At 39.5% G+C, this 16,815-nt stretch carries 16 protein-coding genes and 1 riboswitch; of the genes, 15 read left to right on the top strand and 1 reads right to left on the bottom strand.

All coding sequences use genetic code 11. The features are described 5' to 3' along the window. The first annotated feature begins 7 nt into the window (after window positions 1-7). From C7R73_RS11060 to C7R73_RS11035, 6 genes are all read left to right on the top strand, one after another. The gene (locus C7R73_RS11060; RefSeq protein ID WP_106450564.1) at window positions 8-376 is read left to right on the top strand and encodes a PTS glucitol/sorbitol transporter subunit IIA; all 369 of its coding nucleotides are present in this window, start codon (window positions 8-10) and stop codon (window positions 374-376) included. Between the two features lie 6 nt (window positions 377-382). Beyond that, on the top strand, window positions 383-1,045 hold the full coding sequence (locus tag C7R73_RS11055) for a transaldolase family protein (protein WP_106450563.1): 663 nt from the start codon (window positions 383-385) through the stop codon (window positions 1,043-1,045). Window positions 1,046-1,218: 173 nt separating this feature from the next. Further along, window positions 1,219-1,344: riboswitch (TPP riboswitch) on the top strand. A gap of 147 nt (window positions 1,345-1,491) precedes the next feature. After that, complete coding sequence (tenA, locus tag C7R73_RS11050; protein ID WP_106450562.1) at window positions 1,492-2,166, top strand: thiaminase II; 675 nt, start codon at window positions 1,492-1,494, stop codon at window positions 2,164-2,166. Between the two features lie 36 nt (window positions 2,167-2,202). Next, on the top strand, window positions 2,203-2,781 hold the full coding sequence (locus C7R73_RS11045) for an ECF transporter S component (protein WP_086630042.1): 579 nt from the start codon (window positions 2,203-2,205) through the stop codon (window positions 2,779-2,781). Between the two features lie 14 nt (window positions 2,782-2,795). After that, window positions 2,796-4,283 (top strand): ABC transporter ATP-binding protein, encoded by a 1,488-nt coding sequence (locus C7R73_RS11040; RefSeq protein WP_106450561.1) that lies wholly within the window; start codon window positions 2,796-2,798, stop codon window positions 4,281-4,283. Beyond that, window positions 4,280-5,050, top strand: coding sequence for an energy-coupling factor transporter transmembrane component T family protein (locus C7R73_RS11035; protein ID WP_106450560.1), 771 nt, complete (start codon window positions 4,280-4,282; stop codon window positions 5,048-5,050). The genes C7R73_RS11040 and C7R73_RS11035 overlap by 4 nt, the downstream gene beginning before the upstream one ends. Before the next feature lie 279 nt (window positions 5,051-5,329). Here C7R73_RS11035 and C7R73_RS11030 read toward each other — a convergent pair whose 3' ends face one another. After that, on the bottom strand, window positions 5,330-6,199 hold the full coding sequence (locus tag C7R73_RS11030) for an Rgg/GadR/MutR family transcriptional regulator (protein WP_161525932.1): 870 nt from the start codon (window positions 6,197-6,199) through the stop codon (window positions 5,330-5,332). 2,391 nt (window positions 6,200-8,590) lie between these two features. Between C7R73_RS11030 and C7R73_RS11020 the strand changes: the two genes are divergently transcribed. The 9 genes from C7R73_RS11020 to C7R73_RS10980 all read left to right on the top strand — a co-directional run bounded on the left by C7R73_RS11020 (window position 8,591) and on the right by C7R73_RS10980 (window position 16,532). Further along, entirely contained in the window at window positions 8,591-9,445 is an 855-nt protein-coding gene (locus C7R73_RS11020; protein ID WP_106450557.1) for a helix-turn-helix domain-containing protein, read from the top strand. An 81-nt stretch (window positions 9,446-9,526) separates the two neighbouring features. Then, the gene (locus tag C7R73_RS11015; protein WP_106450556.1) at window positions 9,527-9,802 is read left to right on the top strand and encodes a class IIc cyclic bacteriocin; all 276 of its coding nucleotides are present in this window, start codon (window positions 9,527-9,529) and stop codon (window positions 9,800-9,802) included. A gap of 80 nt (window positions 9,803-9,882) precedes the next feature. Continuing rightward, window positions 9,883-10,371 carry a hypothetical protein gene (locus C7R73_RS11010; RefSeq protein ID WP_106450555.1) on the top strand — a complete coding sequence of 163 codons (489 nt, stop codon included), beginning with the start codon at window positions 9,883-9,885 and terminating at the stop codon, window positions 10,369-10,371. 544 nt (window positions 10,372-10,915) lie between these two features. Next, the gene (locus C7R73_RS13750; protein WP_161525931.1) at window positions 10,916-11,077 is read left to right on the top strand and encodes a hypothetical protein; all 162 of its coding nucleotides are present in this window, start codon (window positions 10,916-10,918) and stop codon (window positions 11,075-11,077) included. Between the two features lie 629 nt (window positions 11,078-11,706). Beyond that, window positions 11,707-11,904: a hypothetical protein gene (locus C7R73_RS13850; protein ID WP_239992629.1), complete on the top strand. Its 198-nt coding sequence runs from the start codon at window positions 11,707-11,709 to the stop codon at window positions 11,902-11,904. A 1,002-nt stretch (window positions 11,905-12,906) separates the two neighbouring features. After that, window positions 12,907-13,404, top strand: a complete 498-nt coding sequence (locus C7R73_RS10995) for a hypothetical protein (protein WP_106450553.1) — start codon at window positions 12,907-12,909, stop codon at window positions 13,402-13,404. A gap of 3 nt (window positions 13,405-13,407) precedes the next feature. Then, the gene (locus C7R73_RS10990; RefSeq protein WP_106450552.1) at window positions 13,408-14,652 is read left to right on the top strand and encodes an efflux RND transporter periplasmic adaptor subunit; all 1,245 of its coding nucleotides are present in this window, start codon (window positions 13,408-13,410) and stop codon (window positions 14,650-14,652) included. Then, complete coding sequence (locus C7R73_RS10985; RefSeq protein ID WP_106450551.1) at window positions 14,653-15,336, top strand: ABC transporter ATP-binding protein; 684 nt, start codon at window positions 14,653-14,655, stop codon at window positions 15,334-15,336. It abuts the gene before it with no gap. Further along, a complete protein-coding gene (locus C7R73_RS10980; protein WP_106450550.1) occupies window positions 15,333-16,532 on the top strand; it encodes an ABC transporter permease in 1,200 nt (399 codons plus the stop codon). Before C7R73_RS10985 ends, C7R73_RS10980 begins: the two co-directional genes overlap by 4 nt. Window positions 16,533-16,815: the final 283 nt, after the last annotated feature.

Genomic DNA, 16,815 nt, shown 5'->3' with positions numbered 1-16,815 from the left:
AAGAAAAATGTCAATTTATTCAACGGTAGTCACAGAAATCGGACCTAATGCTAAGGAGTTTTTAGCTGAGGATATGATGGTATTGTTCGGAGACGATGCTCCGGAAGCATTGAGACCTTATTGCTTCCTGATCGAACAAAATGCACTGGAGCAGGATATTCAACTAGGACACGCGTTGGTTATCGGCGCTGATAGTTATCGCGTCACAGCAGTGGGTAATGTGGTCAACAAAAACCTCAGGGATCTGGGTCACATCACCATCAATTTCAGCGGAGAAACAGTCGCTGAATTGGCAGGCTCGCTGTATGTTGAGAACAAAGCAGTGAACGAAATCGCGGAAGGCACCATCATCAAAATCACTGAAACTGTGGGGTAGTAGCTTATGTACATAGATTCTAACGACATCAAAGCTATCGGAAGTTTTTGGAAAAGCGGATTTTTGAAAGGAGTCACCACCAACCCGACGATTTTGTCGACCGGTTCCGGCAGTCGCTTCAAACAATTACAAGATTTATTGGCTTTGGAGCCGACGGAACTTTTTGTGCAATTGCTGGGTACGACTTCTGAAGAAATGTTTGCCGATTATGAAGCAATAAAGACATTTGATGCAAATCACCGACTTTCGATAAAGATTCCCGTTACACAAGCAGGATTGGAAACAATCAACAAAGTGAAAAAGGACGATCCGGAGAGAGCGATCCTGGGTACGCTGATTTACTCTGCGTACCAGGGGATCCTGGCTGCTGCAGCCGGATGCGACTACCTGGCACCTTATGTGAACAGGATGCTGAACAATGCCATCGATCCCTACAAGGCGATCCGTTCGATGCGGACTTTCATCGATGCTAGAGGCTACAAGACCAAAATCATGGCAGCGAGCTTCAAAAATTCCCAACAAGTCATCGATTCTTTGGAGGCGGGCGCCCATACTGCCACGATCCCTCCGGATGTCCTGAACAGTATGCTGAACAAGGATTTGGCATTGCAGGCATTGCAGGTTTTTGAAGCGGATGGACAAGCGTTGTTTGGAAAATACGGAGCATAACTCACTGAACTTGATCATGTGGATTTCACTCACAGAAAAGACTGCCCCATCGGGACAGTCTTTTCTGTTTGGTGGTGGGGTAACTGATAAAAGGCGATTTGGTCTAAGAGCGAGTTGACTTCAGAGGAAATTATGATACGATAGGAACAACAGCAAACGAACTGAATATTCTTTTTTACCACTAGGGGTGCTTTACCGGCGATGACTGTCCGCCAAAAAGCTGAGATCGAAGTAGGACTTCGAGACCCTTAGAACCTGATCTGGTTTGTACCAGCGTAGGGAAGTGGCAGCCTCTTTTGGCTAAGGAAGTCCCTATTGCATAAGGAACCTACAACCACTTTTTTCCGTTGGGAAGAGAGTGGTTTTTTTGTTTGCAAAAATCAAGAGCGGCCGTTCGGATGAGTCGGGACCCTGGCGGATTGCTCGCAGCATATGGAGGGAAAGCAATGACATTTTCAGCACAAATCCGCCAAGCGGTCGAACCGATTTGGGCGGCCAGCATGGAGCATCCGTTTGTGAAAGGCATCGGGGACGGCACCTTGCCGTTGGAGAATTTCCGTTTTTACATCCAGCAGGATTCCTATTACCTGACGCGCTTCGCTAAAATTTTGGCACTCGGCGCGGCCAAAGCACCGGATATCGCGACGACCAACCAGTTCGCCGACTTCGCGAAGCATACGTACAGCGCCGAAATCGGCCTGCATGAACAATTTTCGAAAAGGCTGGGCATCACCGCGGAAGAAAAAGAGCTTTTCAAGCCCGCGCCCACAACATACGCCTACACTTCCCATCTTTATCGCGCCGGGCACGCGGGGCATTTGGGGGATGTCATCGCCGCTGTATTGCCTTGCTATTGGCTTTATGCCGAAATCGGCGACGCCTTCATTGATGCAGCACCGGAAGAACCGATTTATCAGGAATGGATCGCTACTTATGGCGGGAAAGATTTTCAGGACCGGGTGGATGAGCAGATTGAGCATCTGGATAAGATTGCCGCCGCCGTGAGTGAAGCCGACCGCGAAAGGATGAAAGAGCATTTCATCATCAGCAGCCAGTACGAATACGCATTTTGGGAAATGGCCTATCGCATGGAAACGTGGCCGGTACCGTTGGAGCAATAAGAGGCAAAATCAAACACAAAGAGGAGACAGAACAAAATGAAAAAAGAGTTGAAGCTTACAGATATTTTGGTGACAATCGTCATCGCCATCGCTTTCGGGATCGTCTACATCCTATGGGGAACGGTCTATTATGCGGTGCAGCCGTTGGGTCTGCATCTTGATCAGTTGTTGTACGGCATGTGGTTCATCGCCGGCACAGTCGCCTATTTCATCATCCGCAAGCCGGGTGTGGCGCTATTGGCAGAAATCGCTGCAGCTTCAGGCGAATTCCTTTTGGGTTCGCCTTGGGGTCTGACCGTCTTGCTTTCCGGCGTGGTGCAAGGGTTGTTTGCGGAATTGGTGTTCATGGCTTTCCGCTACAAACGTTTTGACCTGAAGGTTGCAGCTTTGGCAGCTTCGGCATCTTGTGTGGGTTCGCTTTTGGTGGATGCTTTGAACGGGCAGATCGCTGAGCTGGCTCCTTGGAACTTGGCGCTTTACTTGCTTGCCCGATTCGCGGGCTCGATTTTCTTTGCCGGCGTGCTGGCTTATTACTTGGCGGAAGTCCTGGAGGATACCGGCGTGACGAACCTTGTCCGCCCGCTGACGAGTGAAGATTTCACAGATATGGATTAAGGAGGATGGCGGAAATGGCGCAGCAAGCGTATGTGGAAAAGCTGAAGTTGAAATTTCCCGGCGACGCCGATTTGTTGTTCAGGGACCTGTCCTTTTCGGTCGCAGCCGGTGAAAAAGTGCTACTTTTGGGCCCGTCAGGCTGCGGCAAATCCACGCTTCTGCAGGTGTTGAGCGGGCTGATTCCGCAATCAATCGAAGTGCCGATGAAGGCCGAAAAGCTCGTGACGCCGGCTTCCTGGGGCTATGTTTTCCAGGACCCGGACAGTCAGTTCTGCATGCCGTACGTCGATGAAGAACTCGCTTTTGTGCTCGAAAATCTGTCTGTTCCGCGTGAGGAGATGGCTGCCAAAATAGACTTCGCGCTCCGGCAGGTGGGCTTGGAATTGGCTGACAGCCACATCCCCATCGCGAGCCTCTCCGGCGGGATGAAGCAGCGGCTGGCGATTGCCTCGGTATTGGCCTTGGATCCGGAGGTGCTTTTTTTGGATGAGCCTTCCGCGATGCTGGATCCGGAAGGGACGGAAACGATCTGGGAAGTCCTGAAGCAAGTCTGCAGGGACAAAACGGTCGTCATTGTGGAACACAAAATCGATCATGTGCTGGCATTCGCCGAACGGCTTGTATTGTTCGATGCATCCGGCCGCATCATCGCCGATGGACCGAACGAAGAAATCTTCTCGGCCTACAAGGACGAAATGAAGGAGCAGGGCATCTGGTTTCCGGGGGTATGGGACCAACATCTGGCGGAATCGCCGCTGCAACGGGAGCAGAAGTCCTTTAGGCTGCAAAGTCCGCTGCTGGAACTGCGCGATTTCAAAGGATTCCGCAATGGGGATACAAAAATCCGTGGAGAAAGGCTGGCAGCCTATCCGGGTGAATGGATCATCATCCGCGGCCAAAATGGAGCCGGAAAAAGCACTTTCCTCCATGCCATCATGCAGTTCATCAAAACGAGCGGGGACTACGAGCTGGAGGGGAAACCGATCAAAAAAGTGAAAAAGTTGGCCGAAAGGGTGGCTTTCGTTTTCCAGAATCCGGAGTACCAGTTCGTGGCGAATACGGTCCATGAAGAGATGGCCTATTCGCTCCGGATGGACGGCAAGGGAAATCCGGAAATCAAGAAGCTTGTGGAGGAATATCTGGAGCTTTTCCAGTTGAGCGGACAGCGAGAGAAAAATCCTTTCCAACTTTCGATGGGGCAAAAGCGGCGCCTGAGCGTAGCGGCGACGATCATCCAAGGGCAGCGGCTGATCCTTTTGGATGAACCGACTTTCGGGTTGGATTCCAAAAACACCTTTGCTTTGCTGGGGTTTTTGGAGAGCTACCGAAAAAAAGGCGCCGTCATCCTGATGGTGACCCACGATGAAACACTCTCCCGGAACTACGGAACAACGTTTTGGAGTGTTGCAGATGGCGAAATCCGGGACACCACCGGATCGGCTACGGACATGCGGACTGCATTCTCCGCTGAATTACGATTAGAAGGGGGGATATGCGGATGAGGGAATGGGAATTAGTCAAAGAGACCTGGCTTCACCGGGTCAATCCCAGCCTGAAATTGGGCATGTCGCTGTTGCTTTGCATCGCTGTTATGTTTGTCCGCAACCTTGAGGGCATGGCGGCGATCGGCATCGGGCTTTTGGTCCTGTTCCTGTTGTTTACGGGACAGCCGTTGAAGCGGATTTTGTTGCTGTTGATCCCTTTCTGCGTCATTTTCGTGTCCACTGCCAGTGCCATGATTATGTTCGGAAAAGGCGACACGCTTTGGTTCAAATGGGGGTTGATCCGCATCACCGAGGAAAGTTTTTTGCGGGGTATGCTGATTGGTCTACGCGCAGGTGTATTCGCTGTTTTGGGCTTGACCTTCGCATTGACGACACGGCCGGTCAACTTGTTTTATTCGTTGATGCAGCAGCTGCGGCTGAATCCGAAATACGCCTACAGCTTCATGGCCGCGCTGCGGTTGATCCCGATCATGACGGAGGAGTTCGAAACGATCCGCAATGCCCGCAAAGTGCGCGGCAGCGAAAAGGTGAACGGCTTGCAGGGTATCCTCTTCAAGATGAAAGTCTACACCATCCCGTTGTTGTCAGGGAGCATCCGGCGCGCGCATCGCATCGCCGTGGCGATGGAAGCGAAACGGTTTTCCGGCAATGTGAAGCGAACTTATTACTATGAGATCGGATTTTCCGGCAACGATTTCGTTTTCCTGGCATATATGGCGCTGCTTGCGGTCATGAGTTTTTGGGCGAAGCATTGGATGGGGTGAGGTGTTTTTGCACGGAGAAGTTTTGGGTGTTGCCCAACTCCGACCAACTCCGCCCAGCTCCGGCCAATGAGGCTTCGCCGGAGTTGACCCCACATTCAGATGGTGTCTTCCGACCAGCTGAAGCTGCATCGGAGAAGAGCCCAGTTATTACCGGTTTCCTCCGGCGAATGAAACCCTGGCCGGAGCTGTTGACCGTTTTTGCCGGTCGAAAGCACTCCGGCGAACGGCTCCACCTTTCTTTTTGATCTGAAATAATAAAAAATCAGCTGCAGTGTTTAATCACTGTGGCTGATTTTTTTGTTTGTTTTCCAAAATATGTTCTATGAGTCCAGTAGACATAGTTGCCATCTTTTCCATATTTAAGAATTGCATAGCCTGAATACAATCCTTAACTACTTCATTACCTTTGGAGTCATCAATCAAAATGAGTTTAACTCCAATCAAAAATTTCTGTAAGAGAGCTTCATAAGCTTGATCTTCATTCAATGGATGTTTTTCCAATATACGAATATATATTAGCGCCTGATGAATTTCATTTTTACTGATGAATGCAATGATGGCGTTTATTAGTAGCCTGAATCCTTCGTTTGCATAAGGATTAATTTCTTTATAGTAAGCTAATTTGTTGATTGCTTTTGGCAATATTTGTTTTAAAGCTTCGGCATCGAAATAGAACATAGAATTATTGAACATAACAAGTTCGTAACGCGTCCATGTTTCCGTTTTGACCAGGTATTTATACAATTCATTCTCTTTAAGATCGATATTTTTATGTTCAAGCCTTGCCAGAAGGACCTCTGTCAGTGAGGCCAAATGACTATATAATACATTTTTGTCGAGGGCATACTCGTTCCGGCAATGCTGCAGTATAAAATTAAGCTCATGAATATTCTGATCTTCAAACGCATGCTTCAATTCTTTCATTAATTGTTTTTCAACGTTATCTGTGTACCCATTACACATAAATTCAATTTCTTCCAAGCTTACATGTAATTTTTCCAATAGTTCCAAAAAATGCGAGGTATACAAATCAGTTTTCCCGTTAATATAACGATTAAAGCTGGCTCTGGACATACTGTTGCCAATCGCTTCTTCAATTTTTATATTCTTATCTTTTCTAAGAGTTGCGACTGCTTCATAAATTTCCATAAGAACTCCTTTTATCAGCACTATAAAACGTCTCATCTTTGCAACAAAAGTTTCTTGTTCGTGTCATTTTTCCGTTAATCACCCATGTAAAAATATACTCCTTATAACAATATTATTTAGGAGGCATTACTATGTGGGGATTTATGATTTTTTTGATTTTATAATTTTCTGTGAATAGATGCACATGGTTTTGCTGAAGAAATTTCTGGCGTGGCAGAAAAGAGTACAATTTTAGATTTCCAACAGTCTGATAGCGTTCCATTCTTTTGTCATGATGTAATGGGAGCGTTTGACTTTATCAGTATATCAGAATATGTAAAATATATGAACGATAAACTATTAGATTTTGGTTTTCTGCAAATATATTACCATTCAGCCTGAAGTAGGGTTATTAGTAACGCTAATCTGGATATGTGAGAGGGAAAACATTGTTTAAACATCTTTTCGACAATATACATCTGTATCTAAAAGATTTATTTTTTATATTTACCGACTTTATATTAGTGGCATTCTTTATATATAGTATCATTGCAACACCTTCAATTTTACTTTTACTGTTGCTATTAATCAGTCTTTTTAACCTTGTTAAAAAGATTTCGAGATTGAAGTTAAAGTTGAGGGAAATATAGAGAACGAACTTTTTAACCAATTTTATAAAGTTTAACTGATAATAAAAATTCTCCATGAAAAGGTGAGCAATCTAAAATGAAGACAAAAGACATACGCAGCATATTCAATATCTCGAAACTGATTTGGAAGTTAAATTATTCCAGAATTAGGGCGGGAATTTGGCATTGACTAAAAAAGAACAGTTGCTGAAAAATCGTTTGATTATCATAAACGATCATATTGATGATTTATTACGCTCACAACTCGCTACCAACTAACGAGTAGTAGATCCCTCACACTCATTTTGATATCCGCCAAGCAAAAGTTTCTTTCAACTATCTCCGAAAAGAACCATATTAAATGCTGTATTCAAAGACAAGTTGTCTGCTATGGCAATAGACATCGGTTACAACGATCCCAATTATTCCAGCTATCTCTTCAAAAACAGGAAAGCGAGACACTCCGAATAAGCCATAGCAAAGCCTGAGAGACAAACATTTAATCCATAATGAAAAGGAGCCACTTTAAAATAATAAAGTGGCTCCTAATTGACGGTTCGATTGTTCATGTCAGTTATTTGAATATTTTAAGTTAAAAGATTACCTTCATTGCCTTTATACTATACTGTAATCAAAGCATTTACGAGAATACCGTTTTCCAAACAATTATAACTCTACTTTGTAAATAAATATATTAATGAAACTAGTAAAAGTAAAATATTAATTCCAAAGAAAATACTGTTATTTAGTAACTTTTTCATTTCTACTTCTCACCACCTTAAATAATTTCTATAATCTCTTTTTTATATGCATTATTTGCAGGCTGAATCCTAAAAACTGCCCCAACTAATAGTTGATACACCTGTTGAAAATAAAATAGATTCTGCTCCAAAAATGTCAACGCCGGTTTCAAAAATGTCGTTTTTCAGTGGAAAGCGGATGTTGGATTCACCGGTCGGTTAACGAGACTCGTCTGGTGTTTTTTTTCTTGGAACGTTTTTCGCGTTCCAGTTTATAATTTTTCATGCGATAAGAGTATCTGGTAATCTGGAATACTCTGGAATGATGGATCAAGCGATCAAGAATGGCTGCTTACACTGCATTATCCTAAAAAAACATCTTCCCATTTGGGAAAGGGAAGATTGATTTTCAGGATGGTAGAATGCACCTAGTGCCTTAGACTGATCAGTTGGAAAAGAAGGCTGGTTTGTTGTTTGGAAATGGGCAGCGCTTCGATCCGTATTTTTTATCCACAAGCCCGGTTATAAATTCTTTCTTCGATTCCATTAATATTGTATTTTGTTGAACACAGCAAGGGAAAATCAAGTGACGTGAACGTCGCACCCTCAGACAAACTCAGCGTAAGTATCCGGATTCCTTTGTAGACGCACTTAAAGAAAGTAGAAAACGGCAAAGCCAGTTATAAAGTAGGACTGTTCCAAGAATGGTATACGGGGTCCTTACGAGGTAATCCAACAGATTTCTTGCTTTCAAGTACGTTTAGGCCATTATTTTAGTTATCACAGTGATAAGCACCTCAGTATGGATAGCTTTTTTTTGCCGTCAATTTTCAAGGTTCCTTTGACTACCCAATTAAAGTAATGCCCTTAAAGGATTACTAAACTGTTCAAAATGTGAAAGGTGATTTAATATTGTTGGCAAATTAAAACAAAACATATGGCACCTCCATTACTTTTAGAATAAATAATATAATCATTATAAGACAGCTAAAAAAAGAACTATATTTTTATGCAAAAACGAATAAACATGAAAAGGTGATAAATTGAATTATTCACATATAGGTCTATTAATAAAAGAAATTAGACTTAATAAAAATTTTACTCAAGAATATGTTAGTAAAAATATTATGAGTCAATCATCTTATTCAAAATTTGAAAAAGGAGAAACGGATATTGGATCAACTAAATTAATTTATATATTAGAAAAATTGCAGATTAATTACTATGAATTCCAAGAAATGATAAAAACTGAGCAAAGAGTACTTAAAATATATAAAAAATTCTCAGAAATTCGGTATAATAACGCAACGCAATTAAAAGAAATATTGAGGGAAGCTTTAGCTTTAAATGCCTGCATAGATAATATAGCTTTGGAAGATCTAATAAATATTTCAAAAGCGTTAATTATTATTAATGAGAAGAACAACATTATTCTAGCTCGTAAATATGGGATTAACGTTTGGGAAAATTTAAAAAAGCATGATAAATGGTACTACAATGAAATATGTTTAATAAATGCTATATTATTTATATTCCCCTTGGAAACGGCAGTTTATATTTCAGAAAAAGCTATAGATAGTCTTAAAAAAAGCGAATTAAAAGAGGCTGAAGAATTATCCTTAAATATACAAGCAAATTTAATTTTGCTATATATAAAAAAAAGAGAGCTACTAATTGCTCATAAGTCTTTAGATATTTTAATTGAAGAGTGCAAAAATAAAAAAATGTTTATGCAATTAGCTGTATGTTACTCAAGAAAAGGAATTGTTTTAAGGTTATTAAAGAAACGCGGTTGGCTTGAATGTTGTGGAGAAGCTTTAAAATTATTGGAAGCGCTAGGTTTAGATAGTTTAAAAAGAGATGTAGTTGAAGAAGTATATTTTTATTTTGAAGAATAATTTTTTTTATTATTCTTTTTTGCATAAAAAAGAAAGCTATTAATAAAATTAAGTATCCTATTTAGGAAGGGAGGTGACAAAATGATTAAGGCAATAGAAGGTATGAATCTGAATAAGACTGAGAGAGTTATTATTTTGTTTTTGGGTATTCTTTTCTTAACCTCGATTTCCAGTTTAAGTATTTACTATGTAGCAGATTTATTTGGAGTTAGTTTAGCACCTGTTACAATAAGAAAAATGGTTGACTTTATGTCAGGTGGAGGTACTCTGGTAGGCGCATTTGCATTTTTTGCAGGAATTACTCTGCCTGCGTGGGTTGGTTCAATAACTTTCGCAATGGGTATTTGGAGCGCTTAATCAACTAAAATAAGAATGATAATAGACCTGTGTACATTCAGCTTATATTATCATTCTTATTATTTTACATGGTGGGAAATATGAATGATAAAAAGAAATTGATATATTTGAATCTATTAATGATTATTTTAGGAGGTATTGTTGGTTTAGTTCTATTAACTAAAACTGATATTACAAGGAATGTTACTTTTGCAGACAGCTCCTATAAAATTTTTTTAAAAGATATTGTAAAAAGTAACACGACCGTTTTTATCGTCATTATCTTTTGTTCTATATTAAAAGAAAAAAGGGCGATTTTTTTAATAGCTGGCGTTAATAGTGTTAATTTAGGGATATTATTATCAGTAATTCATAGTGAATACTTGTTTTTAATATTACCTCATGGGTTTTTTGAAATAATATTGTTTTTTTATATCGAAGTTAATGCATTTGAAATGATTGAAAGTTATAGAATTAGAGAACACATAATTTTATTTGCTAAATATTATGTGTATTTAATTAATATAGCTTTTATAGAATCTCAAATTACCACCAGGCTTGCGTTATATTTGATAAATGGAGGAAACTAAGTGGGATATATGAGAAGGATTCTACATGTTCCGCACTATATATATTTTCTATTTTTGGTTATTATAGTGTTGATAAAAAATATTATAACATTTAGATATCTAGATAATCAGAGCTATTTTTTTGCTTTAGATACATTACAGATCAGTCGTAATATGTTAGTTCTATTTATTAGCATTTTCAGTATAGGTATTATATACTTATCTTCTTTTTGTACTAATATTTTTTTAAATATATATACAAAAGCAGCGTTACCCTTCGAGAGAAATATTAACGAAAAAAAATATTAATATATAATGTATATAACTTAGTATTTTTTTTAATAAACATATCGTTAATTATCTATACACTTATTTTTTCACTCTATCCTACTGTTTCATTAATTAATACAATAAATTTAATGGGTTATATCACAATAAGTGTTATTATTTACTTTATTATTTTCCAAGAAGATAGTAAACCATTATTTTCACTCTGTTTTTCAGTGTTAATTTTTTTGATTAATGCTTACTCTATTTTAAATAGCATATTATTAGGAGGAAAATTATGAATAAAAAAACATTAAATATGTTCAAACTTTTGATATTAGTAGGGTTATTGATTACTATTCTACTGTATTTTTTTTCTCCTGCCGATGCAATTTTAGGAGTTATATTTACTTTAATAGTTACTATTACGGGCCTCTACAAAAATAATCAATTTAAATAATCGCATACTAAGGCTATGTTTCCCAATTAAGTGCTGTCACATAAACTTAATTGGGAAAACATCAGATGTTTTTATCTCGCGACTATACCCCTGCACAATTCATACTTATAAAAAAATGATCTATTGCAATAAGTTTTACTGAAATCCATAATTTTTATTAGATTTCTGATTCCAACAGGTTGAGAAATCTAACTTATTTAGGTAAAACATGACTGTTCAGCCATGTTTTGGCGCACTCGTTCCTTGAATAGAAAGTCGATTTTAAATTTGGGTTATTCCATTTACTAAAAGAGCTGTTGGATATTTCTGAGGACTTGATAGAATAGTTCCTTGTGTACTGGTAGGAGCTGAGTTTCAGCAGTTGTCTACGTCCTGTACGAATGAGATTACCTGCTATCTTAAACCTGTTTTCCCGCCAACACATTACTAGGAACAAGTAAAAAATCCATCAAATCAATGTTTGGATAGTACTTCGAGACTCGCTATACCTAGTTGTGTGTCTTATATATAGCTATGTGAAAACGCATATATATCAATGTTTTAACCGATCTAGCTATATTTTTCTCGTAATACTTAAAGAGGCGCAATCGGCTTGTGTCCATCTACACGCTGTCGCAGTAGAAATTATATTGCGAGATAATACCACTGAACCAGTTAATTCTGAAGGAGGCTATTATGATGAAGCAAAAGTTCCTGGTACAGAGAACTCAAATCTCGATGAAGGACATGTCATTGCGGACTCCATAGTGGGTGTGGTCAATGCCTATAATATTACTCAACAAGACAGTGTGCTGAACCGTTATGAGGATCAGGCTTATATGGAATGAACAATCCAACAAGCAGGTTGCGCAACTAACTTCGAGGCTGTTATCACTTATCCAAACACAACTACCCACGTTCCAAGTTATTATAGATACACTTATACGATTAATGGGTACCAAGTAGTAGATGAATTCCAAAATATCAATCCAGATGAATACTATGCAACATAAGGTTTAACTGGAGAGGGCCGCTCGCCTTCTGCTGGCTCCTCCTTCGCTACACCCACCGCTACCGAAGGAGGAGCTGTATGCACCGCTGTAGACATTAATGGTAATAGCCAAGTCGCAATCCCAGAATAAAAATATGTAGGGTATGTCATGGCGATGGAAAATTAGGGAATAAATTTGAAGACATAAATGATCAGATTAAACCTACGCTCTTGAAATGAAAACACATAACTCGCAACAAGCAGACTGGAAGGTTTATTTTCAAAAAAATTTCGGTTTTCGAATGGGAATTGGTTGTGATGGGAAACGAACTTATTAAATAGAAATCCAGCGTCCGGGAAGGCCATCCGAATAAATTCGCTCAGCAACAAATTAATCTATCCATGAACTAATTGAACCTTCATTCTCGGATTATTATTATAAAGTGGCACGAAAAGAATCATACCTACGGTCTTTTTTATCCGCCTCGTAATAAATCTCCATAATGATTTATTACGAGATTAAATAGGTAAATACTGATTTATCAAGCTTTCAGCGCTCCACCCTAAATTTATATCAGGAATCCAAGGTTGAAGAACCTTCTTACAAAAAGGTAGAAAAATGCTCGGAATCAGTAAGAGCACGTTACTGCCTAAAGGATTGAAGTGCGATTTGAAAGGTAGCTCAGTATTTTAGTGCTAAGATTCTAGACCAGAATCTTCAGCACTCTTTTTATAAAAAATCCATTTTTTTTCATTTGATTATCCGAAAGAAATAGAGTAAATGTTTGGGTTTTGATAACCCTTTCTTTATTAACCAATTAATATTAAAAATTCTTGATGAAAAGGTGTGCAATCTAAAATGAAGACAAAAGACAAAAAGAATTACCTTAAAAAGGTTAAAAATTGGAATATGGTGTTATTAGTTTTAAAAGCTCTTGGGCTGCTCACATCAATTATAGGGCTAGCGGGAGTCTTAAATCCTGACAAAGCGCTCTACACAGAAGCTGTCTACGGATCTTCAGCCACGCAATTATATGAACAAGCAAATAGTATCGGAACAAAAGCTTATGCCATTATCGGCGTAATCATCTCGATTACAATCCTGATCATGCTCATCTCTGCACATAAAAAACTAAAAGAAGGCATCTCAACTGCAAAAACGCCGTACTACCTCCATATATTTTGGATAGTAACCGGGATTATTTATTCCTTGCTGTTTACTCCCAAAATAGAAATTCAAGGATTTACCGAATTTGCCAGCATGATTTCTATCGTAGGTATTGGGCTACAATCGCTTGTTTCCCTACCAGCGATTTTGTCCATAATCTATCTATTTAAAGCCGAAACAGAGGCGTAAGAAATGAAGAGAGACAAGGCAAAGGCTGAACAAACGAATAAAAAAGGATTTAACATGAAACCATTGTCCAAAAAAAAGCGCATAATTTTCAGTGCCGCATGGAGTATAGTCGCCATTTCAGCAATCGGCGTTGCATTTTATTTCGATCAAAAACAGCAGCAGGAACCTGCAGTGGCTTCCTATGACGCGGTAACGATAAAAAACGCCGATGATTTAATCTTTAATGGATCCGTCGCGGCTCAAAATGTAGAGGAATTCTACTTTGACCAGACAAAGGGCGAGGTTTCCGACATATTAGTAACCAATAATCAAGAAATCAGTGCAGAAACGGTGGTTTTGGTCTATCAAAACGAAACTGTACAAGATCAAATAACGGAACAGCAACAAACGCTCGATAAACTGACTTTAGCGGTGAATAATGCGCAAGAAAATCTAGACAACACGTATGCAAAAAAACAAAACATTCAAAATAGTTTGAATGAAGCATTCAATACATTCAATAATGCTGATGAAGATTCAATGGAAGGTCAAACCATTCGCCAAGAAGAACAAGCTAAAATGGATCAGTATAAAGAAGCTATTTATTCTCAGGAAGAAGTCATCTCACAAGCGCAGCAGGCACTGGATTCCGCGAACTTGGATTTATCCACGTCCACTCAAAACATGGAACTTGCCCAGAATAAAATTACAACAAATGTAGCAGCGACAACTGACGGGACCGCCATCGTTGAACCGAAAGGGAAAACAAATGCGAGTGTTCCCGTTATTAGAATTTTGGGTAAAGACACGATCATAAAAGCGTTAGTTTCCGAGTATGATTATAGATACTTAACAAAAGATCAAGCTGTGGAAATCCAATTGCTGAACAGCAATAAAAAAATCGCAGGTACGATTACAGAAATAAGTCCATTGCCGGAGTCTGCAGCAACGGATGGGACTGCAACTGCACAATCTAATTTGGCAAATTATTCCTTCGAAGTAAAACCATCAGAAAATTTGCAATATGGGTATAGTTGTCAAATCAATGTACCCGTTAATGAACTGCGTATACCCGAAAAGGCGATCCTGAACGAAGATGGGAAGCAGTATGCTTTTGTTTACTCCAAAGGAACTGTCAAAAAACAAGCCATCCTGGCAGAAAATAGAGAGGGTGTTTTTGTTGTTACAGAGGGATTAAAAGAAAAGGACCGAATCATTTCCAATCCATCCCAAGATTTAAAAGACGGCCAAGAAGTGATGGTGAATTAGATGATCAGTTTGGTTAATGTGAATAAATACTATCAGAATGACGAAGAACGCCTGCATGTCCTAAAAAATATCAATCTGGCGATTTCTCCAGGTGAAATGATTGCCATTATGGGCCCGTCCGGTTCGGGCAAATCAACATTACTTAATTTACTGGGATTCATCGATAAACAATTCGAAGGACAGTACTTATTCGAGGGAAAGGCTTTATTGACTTCTTCGGATGAAATCCTCTCAAAAATTCGTAATCAAACTGTAGGTTTTGTGTTTCAAAATTTTAGCTTGATCGAAAATAATACTGTTTTTGAAAACGTTGAATTACCTTTGCTTTATAATGGCTATAAATTTCACCAAACAAAAGAAAAGGTAATGGCTGTTTTGAAGAAAGTGGGTCTTTCCGATAAGGCGGATAAACACCTGAAACAATTATCTGGTGGTCAACAACAGCGAGTGGCAATTGCCAGAGCGTTGATCAACCAACCTAAATTCCTCATCGCGGATGAACCGACAGGGGCATTAGATTCACATACTTCCGAGGAAATTATGAAGTTGTTTGTGGATTTGAATATCCAAGACCAGGTTACGATTATTCTCGTTACACATAACCCTGATATGGTCCCTTATTGTTCAAGATTAATAAGTATTCGCGATGGTGAGATTATTGAAGATAAGGCGTTACGCCCATGAATGTATACGTTAATTGGCGAACAGCTACTAAAGCAATCTTAAAAAACAGAAAACGAAGCCTGTTGACCATATTTGGCATCGTTATTGGGATCGCCTCAGTCATCACTATTTTATCAATCGGGCACGGATTTGAGAAAGAAACGTTAAAGAGTTTAACGAATGGTGAATCTGATGAAGTAACCATACAAGTAAATTATGCGCCAAGTAATGATAGTCTGAACTCTGGTAGTTTGGATTATTTCACAGATGTAGACATTGCAACCGTAAAGCAAGTTGCGGGAGTGAAATCTGCAAATTACCCTGACCCAGATTATTCGAACATCTATAAAGGCATTTACATCAAGGGGAAAAAACAAAATAAGCAGGTTTCTTTAATAAATGATCTGGGTAATGATCCCATTATCGGACGCCAGCTGACCGCGTATGAAAACGAAACACTGGATAAAGTAGCTATGATAGATTCCGTTACCGCAAAAGAGATGTATGGAAGTGCTGAAAACGCATTGGATCGTGGCATTGAATTAGATGGCCAGTTGTTTAAAATAATCGGGATTTATCAAGGTTCGGAGTCAGCAAGCATGTTTTCTATGCCGGAAAGCAACATTCAAATTCCCAAAAAAACATATCTGCACTATTACAATGACACTGCTGAAAAATCTTCCTTAACAGTGACGTTGGAAAAGGGAACCACGCCTAGTTCCGTGACAACGGATGTGATTGAACAACTCGAGGAAAAGGGCGCAATGAAGGCCTTTGGTGAGTATCAAGTATTCGACACCGCGTTATTAACTGACGGGATCAGTAAAATCCTCCGCACAATCACCGTATTTATTTCAGCAGTTGCCGGAATATCACTATTTATTGCAGGTGTAGGTGTAATGAATATGATGTACATTTCTGTCTCAGAAAGGACAAAGGAGATTGGGATTCGACGTGCGCTGGGAGCGACCCAAAATTCCATTCGGATGCAATTTCTTTTGGAGGGCGTCACACTGACCTTATTTGGAGGGATTGTGGGCTATATTGTAGGCATCAGTTTGGCGTATATCATTGGATCTATCATTGATATTCCAATTTCGATTGAATTTTCAACTGTTTTTTTAGCCATAAGTGTATCAACTGGAATCGGTTTAATTTTTTCTGTCATGCCTGCTTCAGCAGCTGCTAAAAAAGACCTGATTGAAACATTAAGATAATCCAAGAGGTGCCATTTTAGGTGACACTGAATATTTGGAGGTATGACGTATGAAAAAATCACTTTATATATTTGTTAATTTGATGTTTGGAATAGTGCTCATTTCTTTAGTTTTTATTTTCTTATTAGGTTACCTTGAGAACGTAAGTAAGAATACTTACATTTTTGGAGGAATACTATTAATGTTGGGAATAGCACTTAACTGGTACATGTTTATTAGGACAGTCAAAAAAAGAGGGTAGACACATGGAGAACAGACGAAAAAAGTTAAGGTTATCAGTGAC

It is taken from the genome of Trichococcus alkaliphilus (genome assembly GCF_003008695.1).
Classification (GTDB): Bacteria; Bacillota; Bacilli; order Lactobacillales; family Aerococcaceae; genus Trichococcus; species Trichococcus alkaliphilus.
This window is presented reverse-complemented; position numbering and strand designations above follow the sequence as displayed.

What these genes read in the sequence shown, in the direction of transcription:
- C7R73_RS13750 (WP_161525931.1), top strand. Translation starts at nt 10,916, where the DNA reads ATGAATAAAAAAACATTAAATATGTTCAAACTTTTGATATTAGTAGGG.
- C7R73_RS11040 (WP_106450561.1), top strand. Translation starts at nt 2,796, where the DNA reads ATGGCGCAGCAAGCGTATGTGGAAAAGCTGAAGTTGAAATTTCCCGGC.
- C7R73_RS10995 (WP_106450553.1), top strand. Translation starts at nt 12,907, where the DNA reads ATGAAGACAAAAGACAAAAAGAATTACCTTAAAAAGGTTAAAAATTGG.
- C7R73_RS10985 (WP_106450551.1), top strand. Translation starts at nt 14,653, where the DNA reads ATGATCAGTTTGGTTAATGTGAATAAATACTATCAGAATGACGAAGAA.
- C7R73_RS11060 (WP_106450564.1), top strand. Translation starts at nt 8, where the DNA reads ATGTCAATTTATTCAACGGTAGTCACAGAAATCGGACCTAATGCTAAG.
- C7R73_RS10990 (WP_106450552.1), top strand. Translation starts at nt 13,408, where the DNA reads ATGAAGAGAGACAAGGCAAAGGCTGAACAAACGAATAAAAAAGGATTT.
- C7R73_RS11035 (WP_106450560.1), top strand. Translation starts at nt 4,280, where the DNA reads ATGAGGGAATGGGAATTAGTCAAAGAGACCTGGCTTCACCGGGTCAAT.
- C7R73_RS11015 (WP_106450556.1), top strand. Translation starts at nt 9,527, where the DNA reads ATGATTAAGGCAATAGAAGGTATGAATCTGAATAAGACTGAGAGAGTT.
- C7R73_RS11030 (WP_161525932.1), bottom strand. Translation starts at nt 6,199, where the DNA reads ATGGAAATTTATGAAGCAGTCGCAACTCTTAGAAAAGATAAGAATATA.
- C7R73_RS11055 (WP_106450563.1), top strand. Translation starts at nt 383, where the DNA reads ATGTACATAGATTCTAACGACATCAAAGCTATCGGAAGTTTTTGGAAA.
- tenA (WP_106450562.1), top strand. Translation starts at nt 1,492, where the DNA reads ATGACATTTTCAGCACAAATCCGCCAAGCGGTCGAACCGATTTGGGCG.
- C7R73_RS10980 (WP_106450550.1), top strand. Translation starts at nt 15,333, where the DNA reads ATGAATGTATACGTTAATTGGCGAACAGCTACTAAAGCAATCTTAAAA.
- C7R73_RS11010 (WP_106450555.1), top strand. Translation starts at nt 9,883, where the DNA reads ATGAATGATAAAAAGAAATTGATATATTTGAATCTATTAATGATTATT.
- C7R73_RS11045 (WP_086630042.1), top strand. Translation starts at nt 2,203, where the DNA reads ATGAAAAAAGAGTTGAAGCTTACAGATATTTTGGTGACAATCGTCATC.